General features: G+C 72.4%; 17 protein-coding genes. 10 read left to right on the top strand and 7 right to left on the bottom strand.

What is annotated here, in order from left to right; all coding sequences use genetic code 11:
* Nucleotides 1-44: 44 nt before the first annotated feature.
* Genes ACJ5H2_RS19840 through ACJ5H2_RS19830 form a run of 3 tightly spaced genes read left to right on the top strand, consistent with a single transcriptional unit; the run spans nt 45 to nt 1,973 of the window.
* Nucleotides 45-794, top strand: a complete 750-nt coding sequence (locus tag ACJ5H2_RS19840) for an SDR family NAD(P)-dependent oxidoreductase (RefSeq protein WP_408897161.1) — start codon at nt 45-47, stop codon at nt 792-794.
* 4 nt (nt 795-798) lie between these two features.
* On the top strand, nt 799-1,419 hold the full coding sequence (locus ACJ5H2_RS19835) for a gamma carbonic anhydrase family protein (protein WP_408897160.1): 621 nt from the start codon (nt 799-801) through the stop codon (nt 1,417-1,419).
* Nucleotides 1,416-1,973 carry a hotdog domain-containing protein gene (locus ACJ5H2_RS19830; RefSeq protein ID WP_408897159.1) on the top strand — a complete coding sequence of 186 codons (558 nt, stop codon included), beginning with the start codon at nt 1,416-1,418 and terminating at the stop codon, nt 1,971-1,973. Before ACJ5H2_RS19835 ends, ACJ5H2_RS19830 begins: the two co-directional genes overlap by 4 nt.
* 162 nt (nt 1,974-2,135) lie before the next feature.
* On the opposite strand, the gene ACJ5H2_RS19825 is transcribed toward ACJ5H2_RS19830, so the two are convergent.
* Nucleotides 2,136-3,011: an enoyl-CoA hydratase gene (locus ACJ5H2_RS19825; protein ID WP_408897158.1), complete on the bottom strand. Its 876-nt coding sequence runs from the start codon at nt 3,009-3,011 to the stop codon at nt 2,136-2,138.
* A gap of 54 nt (nt 3,012-3,065) precedes the next feature.
* Between ACJ5H2_RS19825 and ACJ5H2_RS19820 the strand changes: the two genes are divergently transcribed.
* Nucleotides 3,066-3,887: a MaoC/PaaZ C-terminal domain-containing protein gene (locus tag ACJ5H2_RS19820; protein WP_408897157.1), complete on the top strand. Its 822-nt coding sequence runs from the start codon at nt 3,066-3,068 to the stop codon at nt 3,885-3,887.
* Between the two features lie 29 nt (nt 3,888-3,916).
* Here ACJ5H2_RS19820 and ACJ5H2_RS19815 read toward each other — a convergent pair whose 3' ends face one another.
* Together ACJ5H2_RS19815 and hppD are read right to left on the bottom strand one after the other, a co-directional pair.
* Nucleotides 3,917-5,185, bottom strand: coding sequence for a Glu/Leu/Phe/Val dehydrogenase dimerization domain-containing protein (locus ACJ5H2_RS19815; protein ID WP_408897156.1), 1,269 nt, complete (start codon nt 5,183-5,185; stop codon nt 3,917-3,919).
* Nucleotides 5,185-6,390 (bottom strand): 4-hydroxyphenylpyruvate dioxygenase, encoded by a 1,206-nt coding sequence (gene hppD / locus ACJ5H2_RS19810; protein WP_408897155.1) that lies wholly within the window; start codon nt 6,388-6,390, stop codon nt 5,185-5,187. Before hppD ends, ACJ5H2_RS19815 begins: the two co-directional genes overlap by 1 nt.
* A gap of 119 nt (nt 6,391-6,509) precedes the next feature.
* Between hppD and ACJ5H2_RS19805 the strand changes: the two genes are divergently transcribed.
* A complete protein-coding gene (locus ACJ5H2_RS19805) occupies nt 6,510-7,010 on the top strand; it encodes an Lrp/AsnC family transcriptional regulator (protein ID WP_408897154.1) in 501 nt (166 codons plus the stop codon).
* A 141-nt stretch (nt 7,011-7,151) separates the two neighbouring features.
* Here the strand turns inward: ACJ5H2_RS19805 and ACJ5H2_RS19800 are convergent, their stop codons facing one another.
* Nucleotides 7,152-7,943, bottom strand: a complete 792-nt coding sequence (locus ACJ5H2_RS19800) for a hypothetical protein (RefSeq protein WP_408897153.1) — start codon at nt 7,941-7,943, stop codon at nt 7,152-7,154.
* A gap of 242 nt (nt 7,944-8,185) precedes the next feature.
* On the opposite strand from ACJ5H2_RS19800, the gene ACJ5H2_RS19795 reads away from it, so the two are divergent.
* Nucleotides 8,186-10,009 carry a phosphoenolpyruvate carboxykinase (GTP) gene (locus ACJ5H2_RS19795; protein WP_408897152.1) on the top strand — a complete coding sequence of 608 codons (1,824 nt, stop codon included), beginning with the start codon at nt 8,186-8,188 and terminating at the stop codon, nt 10,007-10,009.
* 151 nt (nt 10,010-10,160) lie between these two features.
* Here the strand turns inward: ACJ5H2_RS19795 and ACJ5H2_RS19790 are convergent, their stop codons facing one another.
* Nucleotides 10,161-10,694 carry a TetR/AcrR family transcriptional regulator gene (locus tag ACJ5H2_RS19790; RefSeq protein WP_408897151.1) on the bottom strand — a complete coding sequence of 178 codons (534 nt, stop codon included), beginning with the start codon at nt 10,692-10,694 and terminating at the stop codon, nt 10,161-10,163.
* Nucleotides 10,695-10,768: 74 nt separating this feature from the next.
* On the opposite strand from ACJ5H2_RS19790, the gene ACJ5H2_RS19785 reads away from it, so the two are divergent.
* Nucleotides 10,769-11,425, top strand: a complete 657-nt coding sequence (locus ACJ5H2_RS19785; protein ID WP_408897150.1) for a lysophospholipid acyltransferase family protein — start codon at nt 10,769-10,771, stop codon at nt 11,423-11,425.
* Between the two features lie 7 nt (nt 11,426-11,432).
* Nucleotides 11,433-12,581, top strand: a complete 1,149-nt coding sequence (locus tag ACJ5H2_RS19780) for a zinc-binding dehydrogenase (RefSeq protein WP_408897149.1) — start codon at nt 11,433-11,435, stop codon at nt 12,579-12,581.
* 248 nt (nt 12,582-12,829) lie between these two features.
* Here the strand turns inward: ACJ5H2_RS19780 and ACJ5H2_RS19775 are convergent, their stop codons facing one another.
* Nucleotides 12,830-14,560: an FAD-binding dehydrogenase gene (locus tag ACJ5H2_RS19775; RefSeq protein ID WP_408897148.1), complete on the bottom strand. Its 1,731-nt coding sequence runs from the start codon at nt 14,558-14,560 to the stop codon at nt 12,830-12,832.
* An 86-nt stretch (nt 14,561-14,646) separates the two neighbouring features.
* Between ACJ5H2_RS19775 and ACJ5H2_RS19770 the strand changes: the two genes are divergently transcribed.
* Entirely contained in the window at nt 14,647-17,664 is a 3,018-nt protein-coding gene (locus tag ACJ5H2_RS19770; RefSeq protein WP_408897147.1) for an MMPL family transporter, read from the top strand.
* The gene (locus ACJ5H2_RS19765) at nt 17,661-18,248 is read left to right on the top strand and encodes a TetR/AcrR family transcriptional regulator (RefSeq protein WP_408897146.1); all 588 of its coding nucleotides are present in this window, start codon (nt 17,661-17,663) and stop codon (nt 18,246-18,248) included. Before ACJ5H2_RS19770 ends, ACJ5H2_RS19765 begins: the two co-directional genes overlap by 4 nt.
* Before the next feature lie 12 nt (nt 18,249-18,260).
* Here the strand turns inward: ACJ5H2_RS19765 and ACJ5H2_RS19760 are convergent, their stop codons facing one another.
* Nucleotides 18,261-19,838: an adenylate/guanylate cyclase domain-containing protein gene (locus tag ACJ5H2_RS19760; protein WP_408897145.1), complete on the bottom strand. Its 1,578-nt coding sequence runs from the start codon at nt 19,836-19,838 to the stop codon at nt 18,261-18,263.
* Nucleotides 19,839-19,848 lie beyond the last annotated feature (10 nt).

Genomic DNA, 19,848 nt, shown 5'->3' with positions numbered 1-19,848 from the left:
AACCTAGCAAGCGCTTGTTATCAAAGGAAGCACGAGGAGAACCGATGACCGACATCGCCGCCCGCCCGCTCGTCGACCTCACGGACAGGGTGGTCGTGGTCACCGGGGCCGGTCGCGGCCTCGGCGAGGCGCACGCCCGCACCCTCGCCCGAGCCGGAGCCACGGTCGTGCTGACCGACCTCGACGACACCGAGGTGTGCCGGATCGCCGCGGAGCTCGGTGAGGAGCACGCTGCCGCGGCGCTCGACGTGACCTCGGCAGACGCCTGGGCCCGGCTCGCAGCGCACGTCGTCGAGCGCTACGGCCGGGTCGACGGGCTCGTCAACAACGCCGGAAGGTGTGAGTACGCCTCCTTCCTCGAGACCTCCCCCGCTCTGTTCGAGGGCCACTTCCAGGTCAACGTCATGGGAGCCGTGCACGGCATGCAGGCGCTCGCACCGCACATGCCGCGGGGCAGTGCGATCGTCAACATCGCCTCCGTCGCGGGCCTCGGCGCGTGGCCCGGATCCAGCGCGTACGGCGCCTCCAAGTTCGCGCTGCGAGGGATGAGCCGCGCCGCGGCGCTCGACCTCGGGGCGCAGGGCATCCGGGTCAACTGCGTCCTTCCCGGGGCCGCCGACACCGCGATGCTCTCCGACGCCTCGCGCCAGGGAGGCGGCGTCGTCGGGAGCCTGCCCATCCCCCGGGCGGGACGACCGGAGGAGATCAGCGCGATGGTCGCCTTCTTGCTCAGCGACGCCGCCAGCTACTGCACGGCCCAGGACTTCGTGGTCGACGGCGGCATGAAGGCCTGAGCCGGTGCCCTTCTACGAGATCGACGGAGTCGTCCCGGTCTGCGACCCGACGAGCTACGTGCACCCGTCCGCCGACGTGATCGGCGACGTGATCATCGGGCCGGACTGCTACATCGGTCCCTCGGCGAGCCTGCGCGCCGACTTCGGCAGGATCCGGGTGGAGCGGGGCTCCAACGTCCAGGACTCCTGCACGGTGCACGTCTACCCCGGAGCCGACTGCGTCCTCGGCGAGGGCAGCCACGTGGGTCACGGTGCGATCCTGCACGGCTGCGTGCTGGAGCCGCGGGTGCTGGTCGGGATGGGCGCCGTCGTCATGGACGGCGCCCTCATCGGCACCGAATCCCTGGTCGGCGCCGGCAGCGTGGTGCGGGCGGGCTTCGTCGCGCCGCCGCGCTCCCTCGTGCTCGGCAGCCCGGCGCGCGTCGTACGCGAGCTCGACGCGGACCAGCTCGCCTGGAAGTCCAACGGGCCGGAGGTCTACCAGCAGCTGGCGCGGCGCAGCCTCGCGACCCTGCGCGAGGTGACGCCGCTGGCCGCCGAGGAGGAGGGACGGAGCCGGGTCAGCACCGACGCCTCCGTGAGCAGGCCGCTGCACGAGCTGCGTGCCGAGCGGAGGGCGCCGTGACGCCACGGCGCGAGCTCGCCCGAGCGGTGCGGCAGCTCGTCGCGGCCATGGCGCTGACCGATGTCGCTGATCCGGTGATGGAGCGAGCCGCGGCATCCGTGCGCGCGCTGAGCACCGCCCTGGGGGAGCGTCGGCTCGACGACATCCCGCGCACGCCGTACGACGAGGCAGTCGGCGCCACTCACTACGGCTGGCACCTCGACAACCCCGCTCTCCCCGGCCTGACGATGGTCTTCGAGGACGGACGGGCGAGCGCGGAGATCCCCGAGGGACTGGGGGCGGTGTACGCCGGTCCGCCCCACAAGCTGCACGGCGGGGTCGGCGCCCTGCTGCTCGACGTGGTGCTCTCCAGCCTGGTGCAGCACCACGGCATCCGGGCCGTCACCGCCTCGCTGACCCTCGACTACCGCGCGGCGACCGCCCTCGACGCGCCGCTGCGGATCACCGGCGAGATCGTCGCGCGGCGCGGCCGCAAGGTCGAGACCGCCGGCGCTCTGTGGTGCGGCGGCGTCGCGACGGTCGAGGCGCGGGGGCTCTTCGTCCAGGTCGGCTGAACCTCCTGCCGCGGCTGCGCTCCGGGAGCGGGGTGGGTGCGGGGCAGCTCGACCTCAGCTGTAACTAACTGTTCTTGCTACTACCGCACCCGTCTACGGGTCAGGGAGCGGCAAGAACAGTTAGTTACACGTGCCGCCGGCCCGCCGCACCCGCGCGCCGCCCTACTCCTCGCCCGCGTCGCGCTTGTTGGACGCGGCCATCGCGGCGGCGTCCAGGCCGGCGAGGGAGTCGACGGTGACCTCCGCGTTGTGGGCGTGCGCCGCGTGGTGGAGGCCGAAGACGGAGTCCATGCCGGCGCGCTGGCCCATCAGGTCCTCGGCCTGGTTGACCGCCTTCTTGGCCAGCGCGAGGCCGAGACGGGGCATCGCCGCGATCCGCCGAGCCATCGCGTCGACGGCGGCGTCGAGCTCGGGGCGCGGGACCACGTGGTTGACCATGCCGAGCTCGCGGGCGCGGTGGGCGTCGAAGCGGCCGGCGGTGAACAGCAGCTCCTTGGCGGCGCGGGGGTTCGTCACCCATGGATGCGCGAAGTACTCGACACCGGGGATGCCCATCTTGACCACGGGATCCTGGAAGAACGCGTCGTCGGCGGCGATGATGAAGTCGCACACCCAGGCGAGCATCAGCCCGCCGGCGACGCAGGCGCCCTGCACCTTCGCGATGAGCGGCTTCGGGATCTCGCGCCACCGCCGGCACATGCCGAGATAGACCTCGGACTCCCGGGCGAAGCGGGCGTCGACGCCCTCCGCCCCGACGTGGTCCCACCAGATCACGGCGCGGCGCTCGAAGGAGCGGTCGATGTCGCGCCCGGGTGTCCCGATGTCGTGGCCGCCGCAGAAGTGCGGGCCGTTGCCGCCGAGCACGATCACCTTGACCGCGTCGTCGTTCACCGCGTCGGTGAAGGCACGGTCGAGCGCATAGGTGACCTGCGAGTTCTGGGCGTTGGCGTACTCCGGCCGGTTGAGGGTCACGTATGCGACGCCCTCGCGGACGTCGTACGTCACGACGGGCTCGGAGCGGTCGATGTGGTCGGTCATGGTGCTCCCGGTGGTCGGCGTACAAACCTAGCGTTTGCTTGGTACGGTAGCAGGGTGACGACGCGAACGGACCCGGATCTGCCGACGACGAACGACGCCTCAGCCTGGGCCGGACGGTCTCTCGGCGAGCGCGAGGTCGGCTGGGACGAACGCGACGCGATCCTGTTCGCCCTCGCCGTCGGCGCTCGCCCCGACCAGCTCGAGCTGGTCTTCGAGCGCGACCTGCGGGTGCTGCCGACCTTCGCGCTGACGCTGGCCCAGTGGGCGCCGGACGTGCTGGGCTCCGCCGGCGCCTTCGACGTCGGCACGGCCCTGCACGGCTCACAGCGGCTCGAGGTGCTCGCGCCGCTCCCCGCGGCGGGGTCGACCGTTCTGGCCGCACGGGTCGGCGAGGTCTGGGACAAGGGCGCCGCCGCCGTCTTCGAGGTCGTCGTCGAGTGCCCGTACGTGCGTGCGACGTGGTCGATCTTCGCCCCGGGCCGCGGCGGCTTCGGCGGCCAGCGCGGACCCGGCCGGACGGCAGGCCCCGAGGGCGACCCGGCGGCCACGGTCGCAATGGACATCGCGGCCAACGCCGCGGCGCTCTACCGGCTCACGGGGGACCGCCATCACATCCACATCGACCCCGACGCCGCTGCGCGGATCGGCCAGCCCCGGCCGATCCTGCACGGCCTCGCCACCCTGTCCGCCGCCGTGCTCGCGGCGGCGTCCGCGCGGGGCGCCTCGCCGGCCGACCTGAGCCTGGTCGAAGGTCGCTTCAGCAGCCCGGTCTTCCCCGGTGAGCGCGTGCGGGTCCCCGTGTGGGACGACGGCTCGTTCCGGGTCGAGACCGAGCGCGGCGTCGCGATCGACGGCGCGCGGGCGCTCTTCGGCTGAGGCCCGCGCCCGGACCCCAGCCGACGAGCTCAGACGAGCTGGTCGAGAGCGATCTCGAAGGCGGTGGCCGCCACCGAGGTCGGGTACGGCGAGCGCGCGTGGCACTTCTCGAGCGCGCTGCGGATGGTCCGGGAGACGTCGCCGAACACGGCGTCGTCGGAGACCTCGGGGATGCCCTCCATGAGCAGCGTGAAGGTCCGGGCCATGCCGCAGTTGGCGATGAAGTCCGGGATGACCGCCACGTGCTGGTCGGCGAACTCGTAGGTCGGACCGTAGAAGATCTCCGGGTCCGCGAACGGGACGTTGGCCCCGGCGGAGATCACCTCGAGGCCGCCGGACACGAGCCGCTTGACGTGCTCCACGGTGACCAGCCGCGAGGCGGCGCAGGGCAGGAAGATCTCCGCGCCCATGTCCCAGATGGCGTCGTCGAGCTCGGCGAAGGGCACCAGGTCCTCCGCGCGCAGGGTGTTGCCCTCCTTGGCCAGGAACAGCGCACGGACCTCGTCGGCGCTGAGGCCGTCGGGTCGCATCAGCCCGCCGTCGCGGTCGATGATGCCGACGACACGGGCGCCCGCCTGCGCCAGGTAGTACGCCGCCGCGGACCCGACATTGCCCCAGCCCTGGACGATCACGCGCTTGCCCTCGAGACGCTGACCCTGGTCGGCGCCGTACGTCGCGTAGTAGTGCACCACCGACTCGGCGACGCCCCATCCGGTCACGAGGTCGGCGACGGTGTACTTGCGCTCCCGGTCCGGTGTGTAGCGCGGGTCCTCGACGACCTTGGAGACGCCGAGCCGCAGCATGCCCACGCGCTGCACGAGCTCGCGCTCGTCGGCGGCGAAGTGGCCGTTGACGATGCCCTCCTGCGGGTGCCACAGGCCGTAGCGCTCGGTGAGCGGGATGACGTCGTGCAGCTCGTCGACGTTGAGGTCGCCGCCGGTGCCGTAGTAGGTCTTGAGCAGCGGCGTCACCGCCTTGAACCAGCGGGCCAGGACGCCCTCCCGGCGCGGGTCGGTCGGGTCGAAGTCGATGCCCGACTTGGCCCCGCCGATCGCCGGCCCGGAGACGGTGAACTTGACCTCCATCGTCTTCGCGAGGGCCTCCACCTCGCTGCGGTCCAGACCGGCGCGCATCCGGGTGCCGCCGCCGGCCGCACCGCCGCGCAGCGAGTTGATGACCGCCCAGCCCTTCGCCTCGGTCTCGGCGTCGTGCCACTCGAAGACGATCTCCGGCGGCTTGGCCTCGAAGCGGCCCAGCAGGTCGAGCATGCCGCCGTCGCGGGTGCCGGTGGTGGTCATCAGAAGTTCCCCCGTCGTTCCTGCTCGCGCTCGATCGCCTCGAACAGCGCCTTGAAGTTGCCCTTGCCGAAGCCCAGCGAGCCGTGCCGCTCGATGAACTCGAAGAACACCGTGGGCCGGTCGCCCAGTGGCTTGGTGAAGATCTGCAGCAGGTAGCCGTCCTCGTCGCGGTCGACGAGGATCCCGCGCTTCTGCAGCTCCTCGACCGGCACCCGGACCTCGCCGATCCGCGCGCGCAGCTCGGGGTCCTCGTAGTACGAGGCCGGCGTCGCCAGGAACTCGATCCCCTCGGCACGCAGCGCGTCGACCGTGCGCAGGATGTCGTTGGTCGCCAGGGCGAGGTGCTGGGCGCCCGGGCCGTCGTAGAACTCGAGGTACTCGTCGATCTGCGACTTCTTCTTGGCGATCGCCGGCTCGTTGAGGGGGAACTTCACCCGGTGGTTGCCGTTCGCCACCACCTTCGACATCAGCGCCGAGTAGTCGGTGGCGATGTCGTCGCCGATGAACTCGGCCATGTTCGTGAAGCCCATGACCTTGCGGTAGAACTCCACCCAGTCGTCCATCCTGCCGAGCTCGACGTTGCCGACGATGTGGTCGAGCGCCTGGAACAGCCGCCGCGGCGCGCCCTCGCGCTTGACGAAGGTCGAGCTGCGGGCGACATAGCCGGGAAGGTAGGGACCGTCGTACCGGCTGCGGTCGACGAGCGTGTGGCGGGTGTCGCCGTACGTCGCGATCGCACCGACCCGCACCGTGCCGTGCTCGTCGCTCAGGTCGTGCGGCTCCTCGAGCACCGTGGCGCCGACGGAGCGGGCGTGCTCGATGCACTTGTCGACGTCGGGCACCTCGAGAGCGATGTCGACGATGCCGTCGCCGTGCTTGCGGTGGTGGTCGAGCAGCGGACTGCGCGGGTCGACGCCGCCCTTGATGACGAAGCGCACCGCCCCGCTCTTGAGGACGTACGCGGCGTGGTCGCGGTTGCCGGTCTCCGGACCCGAGTAGGCCACCAGCTCCATGCCGAAGGCGGAGATGAAGAAGTGGGCCGACTGCGCGGCGTTGCCGACCGCCCACACGGCGGCGTCCCAGCCGGTCACCGGGAACGGGTCCTCGCGGTCGTCGTACTCGACGAGGCCGACGAGCTGCTTGAGCGTGTCGAGGTCGAGCTCGGCGAGCCGCTCCTCGCTGGTCAGGGTCTCCTGGAGGGACATGCGAGGAGCACAGCAGGGTCGTCGACGACCCCACAACCTGTCCATCTCCAAGTAGTCAAGGAGGCAAGTCCTGACGCCTCGACCGCGTCGTTGATGGACAACCTGACTAGTCTGGACCTGTGCTTACGCTGGACCAGGTCGACCTCGCACTGCTGACCGCGCTCACCGAGCACCCGCGCGCCGGCGACCTGGAGCTGTCGCGTCGTACGAAGGTCGCCCGGGCGACGGTGCAGAGCCGGCTGCGCCGGATGACCGAGGCCGGGGTGATCGCCGACTGGGACCCGACCCTCGACGTCGCGGCGGCCGGGTTCGAGGTCCAGGCCTATGTCACGCTCGAGATCGCTCAGGGGGCGCTGGACGAGGTGGCGCGGGACCTGGAGGCGATCCCGCAGGTCCTCGAGGCCTATGTCACGACCGGCTCGTTCGACGTACTGTGCCGGGTGGCGACCCGCTCCCATCCCGAGCTGCAGGCGACCCTGGTCCGGATCGACCAGTCGTCGTCGGTCGTGCGCTCGACGAGCGTGATGGTCCTCTCCGTGCTGGTCCCGCCGCGTGTGCTGCCGCTCCTGGCCAGCGCCGAGCCGATGCCGAGCCGCCGGGCGCCGGCATACCGGGACTGACGCGCTCGGGCCCGGAGAGCTCGGTCCCCGGAAAAACTGGAAGCCGCCGCAGGCGTCTCGGGTCACCTGCGGCGGCGAGAGCAGCATGCCAGAGCCGCGCCGGCTTGTCAGCAGGTTGAGGTAAAAATGTCGCCGCGACGTTCAGAACCGGAAGCGCAGGGCCGAGGTGAAGTCCGCGCCGAGGTGGTTGACCAGCGAGGAGAGCTTCTTCTCCGGCACTGCCGTGCGCGAGGTGCCGACCGTGACGGCCACGATGTTGCCGTAGACGCGGGAGCTCCACGTGCCCTGGACGAACGGCGCGTGGATGCTGCCCGCGGGGAGGTCGAGGTCCTTCTCCTCGAGCGCGCCCTGGGCCGCCTTGGCGTGGCGCTCGGTGTCGAAGACCAAGAAGAGGTGGCTGAGGCGCACCTTGCCGCCGAGCGCGTCGAAGACCCACTGGGCGGCGTACTCGCAGCGCTGTGCGCTCAGCGCGCTGCCGGACTCGACGGGGGCGCAGCCGGCGTGGTCGACCGAGCGCACGAGGGTGGCATGGTGCTCCACGGTGCCGAGCCGGAAGTTCCAGTCGCCCGGGAGCTCGGCCACCCGGACGTCGTTGTGGATGTCGTCGGCGGTGTCGTCGCTCGGGGTGTACGGCGTCGACGGCCCCGAGCTGGGTGAGCCGGTCGGTGAGCCGGTCGGTGAGCCGCTCGAGGGCCCGGTCGTCGAGGGCGGGTCGGTCGCCCGGGTCGCCCCCTCGTCGTCGTCGGCGCCGCCGGCGAGGAGGAAGGCGCCCATGCCGACGCCCACGAGCACGAGCAGGGCGAGCGCCGCCCCGCCGACCATCAACGCGACGGTGGTGGCCCGGCCGCGCGGCGGAGGAGCGCCGTACGGCGAGGGAGGGCCCGGCGGCCCCCACCCGGACGGGGGCGCCGGCGGCGGAGGTGGCAGGCTCACGGCCGCCCTCCTACCCGCGCGGCCGCGTCCCAACCGGGTCCCCAGCGGCGCGGCCGGCCCGAATCGCCGGTTGAACGATCCAAACCGCGTCGATGTGCGTCAACGCGCAACGGGTGTCATGGTGACTGTCACGCGGACGACGGTGTCCACAGATCACACGATTCGAACCCCGGGAAAACCCGGGTGGGCTGTGGGGTAGCGTTCCCACACTGCTGACTTGGACCGAAAGGCTGGCGAAGCACATGGTTGATGTGGAGCGGACGCTCGACGAGGCGGGTCTCACCAACCCCCACGTCCGTGAGTACGTCGCACACTGGGCCAACATCACGGGGGCAGAGCGCATCGAGGTCGTGTCCGCGGCCGACGACGCGCGCCTGATCCAGGAGGCACTGGACGCGGGCGAGCTGCTCCCCGCCGGCGAGGGCCGCTACTACTCGCGGTCCTACTACAAGGACACCGCGCGCGCCGAGGAGCGCACCATCGTCGCGACCTCCGACGAGCGCGACAAGGGCATCTACAACAACTGGAAGCCCGCCGCGGAGATGAAGCCGAAGCTCGTCGAGCTGATGACCGGCGCGTCCGCGGGCAAGACGATGTACGTCATCCCCTATCTCATGTCGCCCAAGGGCTCGCCGGTGGAGAAGTTCGCCGCCGGTGTGGAGCTCACCGACAACCGCAACGTGGTGCTCCAGATGATCCGCATGGCGCGGGTCGGCGTGGAGTACATCAACGACCTCGGCGACTCCTTCGTCAAGGCCGTGCACGTCACCGGCGACCTGGAGAACCTCGGCCAGGGCACGCCCGACGACAAGCGCTACTTCGTGACCGTCGCCGACGAGCGCACGATCCTGCACTTCGGCTCGTCGTACGGCGGCAACGCGCTGCTCGGAAAGATCGCCCACGGCCTGCGCCAGGGCTCGTACGACGGCTGGAAGAACGGCTTCCTCGTCGAGCAGTTCATGCTCCTCGGCATCACCGACAAGCAGACCGGCAAGAAGTACAACATCTGCGGTGGCTTCCCGTCGGCCTCGGGCAAGACGAACCTCGCGATGACGCTGGCCCCCGATGCCCTCGGCGACCGCTACTACGTCGAGTTCTACGGCGACGACATCGCGTGGATCTGGGTCGGCGAGGACGGCAAGCTCTACGGGATGAACCCGGAGAACGGCGTCTTCGGTGTCGCGAAGGACACCAACGAGAAGACCAACCCGACCGCGATCGAGTCGATCGTCGACGGCACCGGCGCCATCTTCACCAACGTCGCCTACAACCCGAAGACCCAGGAGGTCTGGTGGGAGGGCAAGGGCGAGAAGCCCACCGACCTCGACGGCTGGGAGGACTGGAAGGGCGACGTCATCGCCGACCGGGACCCCGAGCACGCCGACGACCCGTGGGCGCACCCGAACAGCCGCTTCACCACCACGCTGGCGAACGTCCCGAACGTGGCCAAGGACTTCGAGGACCCGCAGGGCGTCGAGATCCACGGCATCATCTTCGGTGGCCGCACCCGTGACCGCGAGCCGCTGATCCGCGCGATCACCGACATCGCCGAGGGTGTGTACGACGGCCTCACCCTGGGCGCCGAGGCGACCGCGGCCGCCGACGGCCTCGAGGGCGTCCTGCGCTACGACCCGATGTCGATGCGCCCGTTCATGTCGTACAGCGAGGCCGACTACGCCGCGCACTGGCTCGAGGTCATCGGCCGGGCGGAGAAGAAGCCGGTCTTCGCGCACGTCAACTGGTTCCAGCGCGGCGAGGACGGCCGCTTCCTGTGGCCCGGCTACCGCGAGAACCTGCGCCCGCTGGTGTGGCTGATGCAGTTCCAGAACGGCGAGGTCCAGGGCGTGCAGACCCCGGTCGGCGTCATCCCGGCCCGCGAGGAGCTCAACCTCGACGGCTGCGACGAGCAGACCCTTGCCGACCTCGACCGGGTCCTCACCATCGACATCGAGCGCTGGCAGCAGGAGATGGGCCACCGCGAGAAGCACCTCGCGCAGTTCGACGGCCTGCCCGAGGAGATCTGGGAGGCGCACCGCCGCGTCGCCAAGGCCCTCGACGAGGCCTGATCCCAGCTCGACGTAACGCGAACCCCCGGCTCGGTGAGCCGGGGGTTCGCGGTTTGTGGCCGGCGCGAGTTTCACCGGCCGGCCGGTGAAACTCACGCTTGGACGAAGAAGGATCATCGTCCAAGCGTGAGTTTCTTCGTCCCAGTTCGCGTTATGTCGCCCAGTCCAGGAGAACGTCGAGCGCGCGGAGCGGGTCCACCGGGCGCGGGGTGAGGGGCTCGGTCGCGCGCCGGCTGGCCAGGGCGGCCAGGCCGTGCACGCCCGACCACAGGGCCAGGCACTGCGCGGGCGTCGCTCGGCGGCCAGTCGACCGGGTCAGGGCGGTGCAGAGGTCGGCGAACCAGCGGCCGGTGATCTCGCGCAGGCTCCCGCCGGCCCCCTCGAGCAGGTCGTGCCGGCCGAGCAGGGTGAACATCTCGGGGCGCTCCCGCGCGAACGCGACGTACGCGCGCGCCGCGCGCCGGACGTCGCCGGCCGCGAGCGCGGGCCCGATCGTGGCGTCGAGGTCCTCCAGCCCGCTGCGGGCGATCGCCGCCAGCAGGGCCCGGTACGTCGGGAAGTAGCGGCGCGGAGCCCCGTGGGAGACGCCGGCGGCGCACGCGATCGAGCGCAGCGAGATGCCGTCCAGGCCGTGCGCCTCGAGCAGCTCGGTCCCGGTGGTGACGAGGCGGTCGCGGCTGTTCACCTAGACATTGTCTATCTCTGCGCGGCACACTGCGAGTAGACATTGTCTACGCGCAGGATTGGAAGGAGGCGGCGATGTGGTTCTGGCTGTTGCGACGGGTGCTGCTGGGGCCCTGGGTCCGGTGGTACACCCGGCCCCGGGTGACCGGCCTCGACCGGCTCCCGGCCGACGGGCCGGTGGTCGTCGCGGCCAACCACCGCGCCGAGATCGACTCGCTCGTCCTCTCCCTGGTGCTCCCGCGGCAGCCCCGCTTCCTCGCCAAGGCGGAGTACTACCACGGCACCGGGGTCCGGGGGCGGCTCGAGCGGTGGCTGTGCTCGGTGACCGGACAGATCCCCGTCGACCGTGACGGGGGCGAGCGCGCGGGCGCGTCCCTGCGCGCCGCGGAGACGCTGCTGCGGAGCGGTGGCGTCTGGGCGATCTACCCGGAGGGCACCCGCTCCCCGGACGGGCGGCTGCACCGGGGGCACACCGGCGTGGTCCGCGTGGCGCGGGCGGTGCCCGACGCCGTGGTGGTGCCGGTCGGCCTGCTCGGCACCGAGGAGGTCGACCCGCCGCGAGGGCCCGGCCGCCGCCGGTGGCGCCGCGGCCGGGTCGCGGTCGCCATCGGCGAGCCGGTCGACGTACGCCGTGGCGACGTGCGTGCCGCCACCGACGAGCTGATGGCCGCCATCGGCGCGCTGACCGGCCAGCGGCCGCTCGACCACTACCCGGGGCGACGGGCGGCATGATGTCCGCATGCGTGCTGTCGTGTGCCACCAGGCCGAGCTCACCGTCGAGGACCTCCCCGACCTGACGCCCGAGCGCGGGCAGGTCCTGATCGACGTGGAGCGCTGCGGCATCTGCGGCTCCGACCTGCACGCCCGGCTGCACTGCGACGAGACCGCCGCGGACGTCGCCGAGCTCGGCTACGACCACTTCATGCGCTCGAGCGACCGGGTGGTGATGGGCCACGAGTTCGTCGGGACGATCGCCGACTACGGTCCGCGCACGCGCAAGCAGCTCCCGGTCGGCACCCGCGTCGTGGCGCTGCCCGTGCTGCGCTCGGGCGGCTCGGTGCACCTGACCGGTCTGAGCCCGCTCGCGTCCGGCGGGTACGCCGAGCAGGTGCTCGCCATCCCCTCGATGACGATGCGCGTCCCCGACGGGCTCGACGCCGAGGGCGCCGCTCTCACGGAGCCGATGGCGGTCGCGCTGCACGCCGTACGCCGCGGCGAGGTCGGGGCGAGGGACACCGCCGTGGTGATCGGCTGCGGACCGATCGGGCTCGCCGTGATCGCGATGCTGAAGGCCACCGGGGTGCGACAGGTCATCGCCAGCGACTTCTCGGCGGGGCGGCGGGCGCTCGCCGAGCGGATGGGTGCCGATGTCGTGGTGGATCCGGCGGAGGCGTCGCCGTGGGCGAGCTTCGCCGACTCGAAGCGCTATCTCACCGAGGCGATCGCCCTCGCCGAGCTCGGCATCGACGCGATGGACAAGCTGCGGGCCGTGCCGCTGCTGCCGTGGGCCCACGTCATGCGGGCCGCCGAGAAGGCCGGCGCCACCCCGCGAGGGCCGGTCGTGTTCGAGTGCGTCGGCGTCCCCGGGATGATCGAGCACGTGGTCGCGAACGCGCCGCTCCTCTCACGCGTGGTCGTCGTCGGCGTGTGCATGGGCGAGGACTCCTTCCGTCCCTCGATGGCGATCAACAAGGAGATCGACCTGCGCTTCGCCTTCGCCTACGACCCCAGCGAGTTCCACCAGACCCTGCAGTGGATCGCGTCGGGCAAGGTCGACGTGCGCCCGCTGGTCACCGGCACCGTGCCGCTCGACGGCGTCGCGGCGGCCTTCGAGGATCTCGGCGACCCCGAGCGGCACGCGAAGATCCTGGTGGACCCGAGCGCGTGAGCGCCGGCCCCCGGCGCACCCTGGATCAGGCGGCCGGGCGAAGGCGCCGAGCTGGGCGACGACATAGCGCGACGAGAGACCCAGCGCGGCGAACATGATCGCGCTGAACACCCCGAGCAGAGTCCAGATCTGCGGGTCGTCCACCAGGTCTACCCCTTTAGTCTGCAACGGGGCCCGTGATCGTGCCACCGGCCGGCCCGCGGGGCCAGCCCGTGCTCGCGGCCTGTGGGCGAGCGGGCGACGCCGGCTCAGCCGCGCGCGATCGCGCGGCCGGCCGCCCGGCCCGAGAAGATGCACCCGCCCAGGAAGGTCCCCTCCAGCGCGTTGTACCCGTGCACGCCGCCTCCGCCGAAGCCCGCGACCTCGCCGGCGGCGTACAGGCCCGGGATCACGGCTCCGCTCGCGTCGACGGCGCGAGAGTCGAGGTCGGTGGCGATCCCGCCGAGCGTCTTGCGGGTGAGGATGTTGAGGCGTACGGCGATGAGCGGGCCGTGCGCGGGATCGAGGATCCGGTGCGGCTTGGCGACGCGGATCAGCCGGTCGGTGCGCGAGCGGCGGGCGTTCGCGATCGCCATCAGCTGGAAGTCCTTGCTGAAGGCGTTGTCCAGCTCGGCGTCGCGGGCCTCGATCTGCCGGCGCAGCACCGACGCGTCGAGGTGGGGGCCGCGGGCGGGCGCGTCGCCGTCGACGATCGTGTTCATGCCGTCGACCAGGGCCTCGAGGGTGTCGGCGACCACGAAGTCGAGGCCGTCGGTCTTGAACTTCTCGACCGGCGCCGGCGCACCCTTGGCGAGGCGCGCGCGCAACATCACCTTGAGGTCCTTGCCGGTGATGTCGGGGTTCTGCTCGGAGCCGGAGAGGGCGAACTCCTTCTCGACGATCGACTGGGTCAGGACGAACCAGGTGTAGTCGTAGCCGGTCGCACCGATGGTCGCGAGCGTGCCCAGGCTGTCGAAGCCCGGGTAGTTGGGGGCAGGCAGCCGCCGTCCGGTCGCGTCGAACCACAGCGACGACGGGCCCGGGATGATCCGGATCGCATGGTCGGGCCACACCGGGTCCCAGTTGTGGATGCCCTCGGTGTAGTGCCACATCCGGTCGGGGTTGACCAGCCGCGCCCCGGCCGCCTCGGCGATCGCGAGGCCGCGCCCGTCGACGTACGCCGGCACGCCGCTGATCATGTGCCTCGGTGCGGGGCCCAGCCGCTCGGTGGGCCAGTTGGCGCGGATCATGGCGTGGTTGTGGCCGATGCCCCCCGTCGTGACGACGACCGCCGGGGCGAGCAGCTCGAAGTCCTCGAGCTCGGTCCGGCCGGAGGCGAAGCCCCGCTCCGTCACGCTCGGTTCGAGGACCGCTCCCCGGACGCCCCGCACTGCTCCGTCGCCGTCGCGGACCAGTGCGTCGACGCGGTGGCGGAAGGCGAAGCGGACCAGGCCTGCCTCCTCGGCGGCGAGCACCGGCTCGAGGAAGACCCGCACCACCTCGGGGCCCGTGCCCCAGGTCAGGTGGAAGCGGGGCACCGAGTTCCCGTGCCCCGCCGCGTCGCCGCGACCGCGCTCCGCCCAGCCGACGAAGGGCAGCACCCTGAGGCCGAGCTCGCGCAGGTAGGCGCGCTTCTCCGTGGCCGCGAAGCGCACATAGGCCTCGGCCCATCTCCGGGCCCAGTGGTCCTCGCCGGGCGTGCCGTCGGCGCCGGCCTCGGTGCGGTCGAAGCCCGCGGAGCCCTGCCAGTCCTGCCAGGCCAGGTCGAAGGAGTCCTTGATCCCCATGCGGCGCTGCTCGGGAGAGTCGACGAGGAAGAGCCCGCCCAGCGACCAGAACGCCTGGCCGCCGAGGTTGGCGCGGTTCTCCTGGTCGAGCACGAGCACCCGCTTGCCGGCCCGGCTCGCCTCGTACGTCGCGACCAGGCCCGCCAGGCCCGCTCCGACCACGATCGCGTCCGGCTCGAACCCCTGTACGTCCCGCTCCGCTCGCTGGCTCACGCGGGGAGCCTGCCACACCGGCGTCGTGAGGTGGTCCCCGCCACACTTCCTTGCCACTGGCAAGGAACCAGTTCTAGTTTCCGGGGGTGCCCCCCGAGAGCGACCAGGTCGCGCGCTTCGCCCGCTTCGCCGTACGCCGGGCCGGGTGGGTCGTGCTCGCCTGGCTCGCCCTGACCGCGGTCATGAACGTCGCGGTCCCGCAGCTGGAGGAGATCGCCGGGCGCGACTCCTCGCCGATGGTGCCGACGGACGCGCCGTCGATGCGCGCGGTCGAGCTGATGAACGAGGAGTTCGGCAGCGGCGACGCCGAGAGCTTCATCGTCGTGGCGATGGAGCGCCGCGGCGGTCTGACCAAGGCCGACCGGCGCTACGCCGAGGCGCTGGTCACCGACCTGGCGCAGGACCGCGACGACGTGACCTTCGTGCAGGACGTGCGGGACCCGGCGCTGCGGCGGGCACTGACCAGCGAGGACGGCCAGGCCCGGTACGTGCTCGTCGGCATCACCGGCGCGACCGGTGCCCCGTCCTCGCTGCGGCAGGTGGCCGCCGTCCGCGAGATCGTCGGGGCGCGGGCTCCCGAGGGGCTCACGGTCGAGGTCACCGGCCCCACCGCGACCGTCGTCGACCTCGCGACCGAGACCGAGCACAGCGTCGTGCGGATCACCGTCGTGACGATCGGACTGATCGCGCTCATCCTGCTGCTGATCTACCGCTCCCTGGCGATCCCGCTGCTCATCCTCGCGGTGGTCGGCCTCGGCCTCGCGCTCGGTCGTGCCGCCGTCGCGTGGTGCGGACTGCAGGACTTCTTCGCCGTCTCCACCTTCAGCGGCTCCTTCCTCACCGCGATCGTCCTCGGCGCCGGCACCGACTACGCCGTCTTCCTCGTCGCGCGCTACCACGAGCAGCGGCGGCTAGGGGTCGACCCGGCCCGGGCGGCCGCCGTGGCGGCGAGCCGCGTCGGGGGCGTCATCGCCGGCTCCGCGGTGACGGTCGTGCTGGCCACGCTGTCGATGGCGGTCGCGGACCTGGGCTTCTTCAACACCACCGGTCCGGCCGTGGCGGTCAGCATCGCGGTCAACCTGTTCGTCAGCCTCACCCTGACGCCGGCTCTGCTCGCCCTCGCCGGACGTCGCGGCTGGGCGGAGCCGAGGGCGTCGAAGGCCGCTGGTGTCTGGCAGCGGGTCGCCGACGTCGTCGCCGCGCATCCGGTACGAATGCTCACCGCCTCGCTCGTGCCGCTGGCGCTGCTGGCGGCGCTGTTCCCCCTGACCGACCTGTCGTACGACGTCCGCGAGCCCCTCCCCGAGGATGCGGAGAGCAACCGGGGCTATGCCCTGCTCGCGCGGCACTTCCCCGCCAACGAGGTGCTGCCGGACTACGTGCTGGTCCGCGCCGACCACGACCTGCGCACGAGCAAGGACCTCGCCGTCCTCGAGCGTGCCGCGGCCGCGCTGGCGCAGCACGACGAGGTCGCGATGGTGCGCGGTGTCACCCGGCCGCTCGGCGTACCGATCACCGAGGCGTCGCTCGCCCACCAGGCCGGTCTGGTCGGCGACGAGCTGGGGAAGGCGCGGGGCGAGGTCGCCGCCGGTGCCGACGGCGCCGCACAGCTCGCCGACGGGGCAGGCCGCCTCGACGAGGGGGCCGGGCAGCTCGCCGAGGGTGCCGACCAGGCCGTCGACGGCGCAGGCCGGATCGCGGACTCCACTCGGCGGCTGAGCACGGGCATGACCCGGCTGCTCGACGGCGCGGACGCCGCGATCTCGGGCACGGGTGACCTGAGGGAGGGGGCGACCGGCCTCGCCGACGGGCTGGCCGCGGCGGCCGACCAGGTGCAGCTCGCCGTGGACGGCCTGGCGCTGGTCCACGACGCGCTCACCACCAAGAGCCTCACCTGCGGGCTCGACCCGGCCTGCCGCCAGGCCCGCGCCGGGCTCAAGCGGATCTGGGAGGCCGAGCGCGACCAGCTGCTGCCGGGCCTCCGGCAGGCGGCGGCCGGAGCCCGCGCCCTGGCGACGGGGACCGGCGAGCTCGAGGGCGGGCTCCGGGAGCTGCGCGCGGGCCTCGCGAAGGCCCGCGAGGGCAGCACCCGGCTCGCCGCGGGCCAGCGGGTCTTCGCCGACCGGCTCGGCGAGCTCTCCACCGGGGCCGACGAGCTGGCGAGCGGGGTCGGGCGGCTGCGGGGCGGCACCGAGGAGGTCGCCACGTCGCTGCCCGAGCTCGAGAACGGCCTGGAGGCCGCGGCTCGGCATCTGCTCGAGACGCGCGACGCCGCCGGCGACCCGGTCAGCGGTGGCTTCTACCTGCCGCCGACGGCCCTGCAGGGCCGCGACTTCGCCGCCGCGATGCGCCTCTACCTGTCCCCGGACGGACGGACCGCGCGCCTCGCCGTCCTGGGCTCGACCGACGCCTTCGGTCCGGCGGCCTCGGACCGCGTGGACGAGCTGCGCGCGATCGTGGAGACGTCGTTCAACGACACCGTGCTCGACGACGCCGAGGTGCTGACGACGGGGATGGCCAGCACCAACGCCGACCTGCGCCGCTACTCGATGTCCGATCTCGAGGTGATCGCCGGCTTCGCGCTCGTCGCGGTCTTCCTCGTCCTGCTCCTGCTGCTGCGCAGCGTGGTCGCCGCCTTCGCACTGATGGCGACCGTCGTCCTCTCCTATGCCGCCGCGATCGGGCTGTCGGTCCTCGTGTGGCAGTACGGGCTCGGCGTCCAGCTGGACTGGACCGTCGCCGCGGTGGCGTTCGTGGTGCTGGTCGCCGTCGGCGCGGACTACAACCTGCTGCTCACCAAGCGGATGCACGAGGAGGCGCCGGACGGCTCGGCCGCCGGCATCGCCCGCGCTACTGCCGCGACCGGCGGGGTGATCACCTCGGCCGGCGTGATCTTCGCGGTCAGCATGATGGCGCTGATGGCCGGACGGGTCACCACGATCGGGCAGGTCGGCTTCACCATCGCGGTCGGCCTGCTGCTCGACACCTTCGTCGTGCGCTCCCTGCTGGTCCCGGCGCTCGCCACCGTGCTCGGCCGGCGGCTGTGGTGGCCGCAGCGGGCGGGTCGGGGGCACGCCGGGGATGCGGCAGGATCGGCGCCATGAGGAACGCCGACCTGCGCCACCGGCTGCTCCGCGCGGCCGAGCAGGAGATCGCGGCCTGCGGCCCCGCCAAGGCCAGCCTGCGCGCCATCGCCCGCCGCGTGGGGGTCTCGCACCAGGCCACCGCCCACCACTTCGACGACCGCGCCGGTCTCTTCACCGCCCTCGCGGTGGAGGGCTTCGACCTGCTCCTGGCCCGCACCCGCGCGGCGGTGGCCAGCGCCCCGGTTGCGGGCGGCCAGCAGGTGACCGCGGCCGGCGTCGCGTACGTCGAGTTCGCCGCGCGACAGCCGACGATGTTCGACGTGATGTTCCGCCCCGAGCTGCTCCACCCCGACGACCCCGCGCTGGCGGAGGCCCGGCTGGCCCACCGCGACCTGATGCTCGACCTCGTGCGCGCCGCGCAGGCCACGGGCTGGGCCGCCTCCGTCCCCACGGAGGAGCTGGTCACGATCGGCTGGGCCACCGTCCACGGGCTCGCCGTGCTCCAGCGCGACGCCCAGCTGACCGCGGTGCCGACCCAGGCCGATGTCGACCCCGCCAAGCTGCTCGTGGTGATCGGCCGGGCGCTGGACGCGCTGGTGTGAGCAGGGTGCGGACTACCTGACCCCTGCCCGCATCACCGCCAGCCGCGTCGGCTCCCCCCGCCCCCGCAGCGTCGCCTCGCCGTGCGGCGTCCAGTGTCCGGCCTCGGGCTCGCCGGCGGCGACGACGGAGTCCCATGCGGCGAGCACCCGGCCGGGCGCCTCCTTGGCGAGGTCGGTGAGCCGGGCGGCGCTGTTCACGGCGTCGCCGATCACGGTGTACTCGAAGCGCTGCTCGTGTCCGACGTTGCCCGCGACCACCTGGCCGGTGGCGACGCCGATCCCCGCCCCGACCTCGGGGACCTCGACGGCCAGCCGGGTCGCCATCGCGCGGGCCGCCGCCAGGGCGGCCGCCGCGTGGTCCGCGAGCTCCACCGGGGCGCCGAAGACCGCGAGCACGGCGTCGCCGATGAACTTGTTCACCAACCCGTGGTGCCGGTCGACCTCGTCCACCACGACGCCGAAGAAGCGGTTGAGGACCGCTACGACCTCGGTCGGCCCGTGCTCGGTCGCGTACGTCGTCGAGCCCACCAGGTCCACGAAGAGCACCGAGCACACGCGGGTCTCTCCGCCGAGCTCGATCTCGCCGGCCCCGATGGCGGCTGCCGCGGCGGCGACCTCGTGGCCGACGTGCCGGCCGAACAGGTCCCGGATCTGCTCGCGCTCGCGCAGTCCCTGCACCATCGCGTTGAAGCCGCTCTGCAGCTGGCCGAGCTCGGTGCCGTCGTACACGACGACGTCGGCGTCCAGCCGTCCGCTCTCCACCTCCTGCATCGCGTCGCGCACCGAGAGCAGCGGCGCGACGACGGAGCGGGCGTTGAGGTCGGTCAGGAGGAAGCCGAACACCAGCACGATGCCGCACACGATGATCGTCACGACGGCGAGCTGCTCCAGCGTCGCGTCCGAGCCGGCGGGCGTGAGCGCGAGGATCGCCGCGATGAGCAGGCCGACCATCGGCGCGGCCGTGCCCAGGGTCCAGAAGATCGCCATCCGCGGGCCGACGCCGACGCCGCGGACCCGCTGGCTCACCTTCGTGTCGGCGAGAGCCCGGGCCGCGATCGGGCGCAGCGTGAACTCGGTCAGCAGGTAGGCGATGCCGGAGACGACCACGGCGCCGATGCCGACCGTCAGCGCGGTCCCGACGGCCCGGGACGGCTGTAGCACGACCGTCAGCACCGTGAACAGGATCGTCCCGACCAGCCAGATCGAGAACTGCGCGGAGGTCAGGGTGAGCGGCACCCGCAGGGCACGGGCGCGCTGGCTGTGGTCGGGATCCACCTCCGGCTGGGTGGCCCACCGCAGCGCCCGCAGCGAGGACGTCGTGCCCCAGATCGCCCCGACGACCGCCGCCACGAACACGTAGGTGGGGATGGCGATGGCCAGCGCCAGCATCATCGAGCGGTTGGGCGAGGGGGACGGGATAGCCCAGGTGTTGATCACGAAGACGACGAGCGCGCCGACCAGGTTCGTCGTCACCAGCATGACGGTCAGCAGGACCTGGATCCGGATCCGCAGCTGGCGCGGACCCTGGTGGCGCGGGCCGAGGAGCCGCGACCCGAACGGGCTGCGGCCCGGGGCGGTCCTGCGCGGCATGTCCGAAGCC

It is taken from the genome of Nocardioides pymetrozini, assembly GCF_046058985.1.
In the GTDB taxonomy this organism is placed as follows: Bacteria; Actinomycetota; Actinomycetes; order Propionibacteriales; family Nocardioidaceae; genus Nocardioides.
This window is presented reverse-complemented; position numbering and strand designations above follow the sequence as displayed.

What these genes read in the sequence shown, in the direction of transcription:
- ACJ5H2_RS19795 (WP_408897152.1), top strand. Translation starts at nt 8,186, where the DNA reads ATGGTTGATGTGGAGCGGACGCTCGACGAGGCGGGTCTCACCAACCCC.
- ACJ5H2_RS19760 (WP_408897145.1), bottom strand. Translation starts at nt 19,838, where the DNA reads ATGCCGCGCAGGACCGCCCCGGGCCGCAGCCCGTTCGGGTCGCGGCTC.
- ACJ5H2_RS19765 (WP_408897146.1), top strand. Translation starts at nt 17,661, where the DNA reads ATGAGGAACGCCGACCTGCGCCACCGGCTGCTCCGCGCGGCCGAGCAG.
- ACJ5H2_RS19815 (WP_408897156.1), bottom strand. Translation starts at nt 5,185, where the DNA reads ATGACCACCACCGGCACCCGCGACGGCGGCATGCTCGACCTGCTGGGC.
- ACJ5H2_RS19780 (WP_408897149.1), top strand. Translation starts at nt 11,433, where the DNA reads ATGCGTGCTGTCGTGTGCCACCAGGCCGAGCTCACCGTCGAGGACCTC.
- ACJ5H2_RS19840 (WP_408897161.1), top strand. Translation starts at nt 45, where the DNA reads ATGACCGACATCGCCGCCCGCCCGCTCGTCGACCTCACGGACAGGGTG.
- hppD (WP_408897155.1), bottom strand. Translation starts at nt 6,390, where the DNA reads ATGTCCCTCCAGGAGACCCTGACCAGCGAGGAGCGGCTCGCCGAGCTC.
- ACJ5H2_RS19785 (WP_408897150.1), top strand. Translation starts at nt 10,769, where the DNA reads ATGTGGTTCTGGCTGTTGCGACGGGTGCTGCTGGGGCCCTGGGTCCGG.
- ACJ5H2_RS19825 (WP_408897158.1), bottom strand. Translation starts at nt 3,011, where the DNA reads ATGACCGACCACATCGACCGCTCCGAGCCCGTCGTGACGTACGACGTC.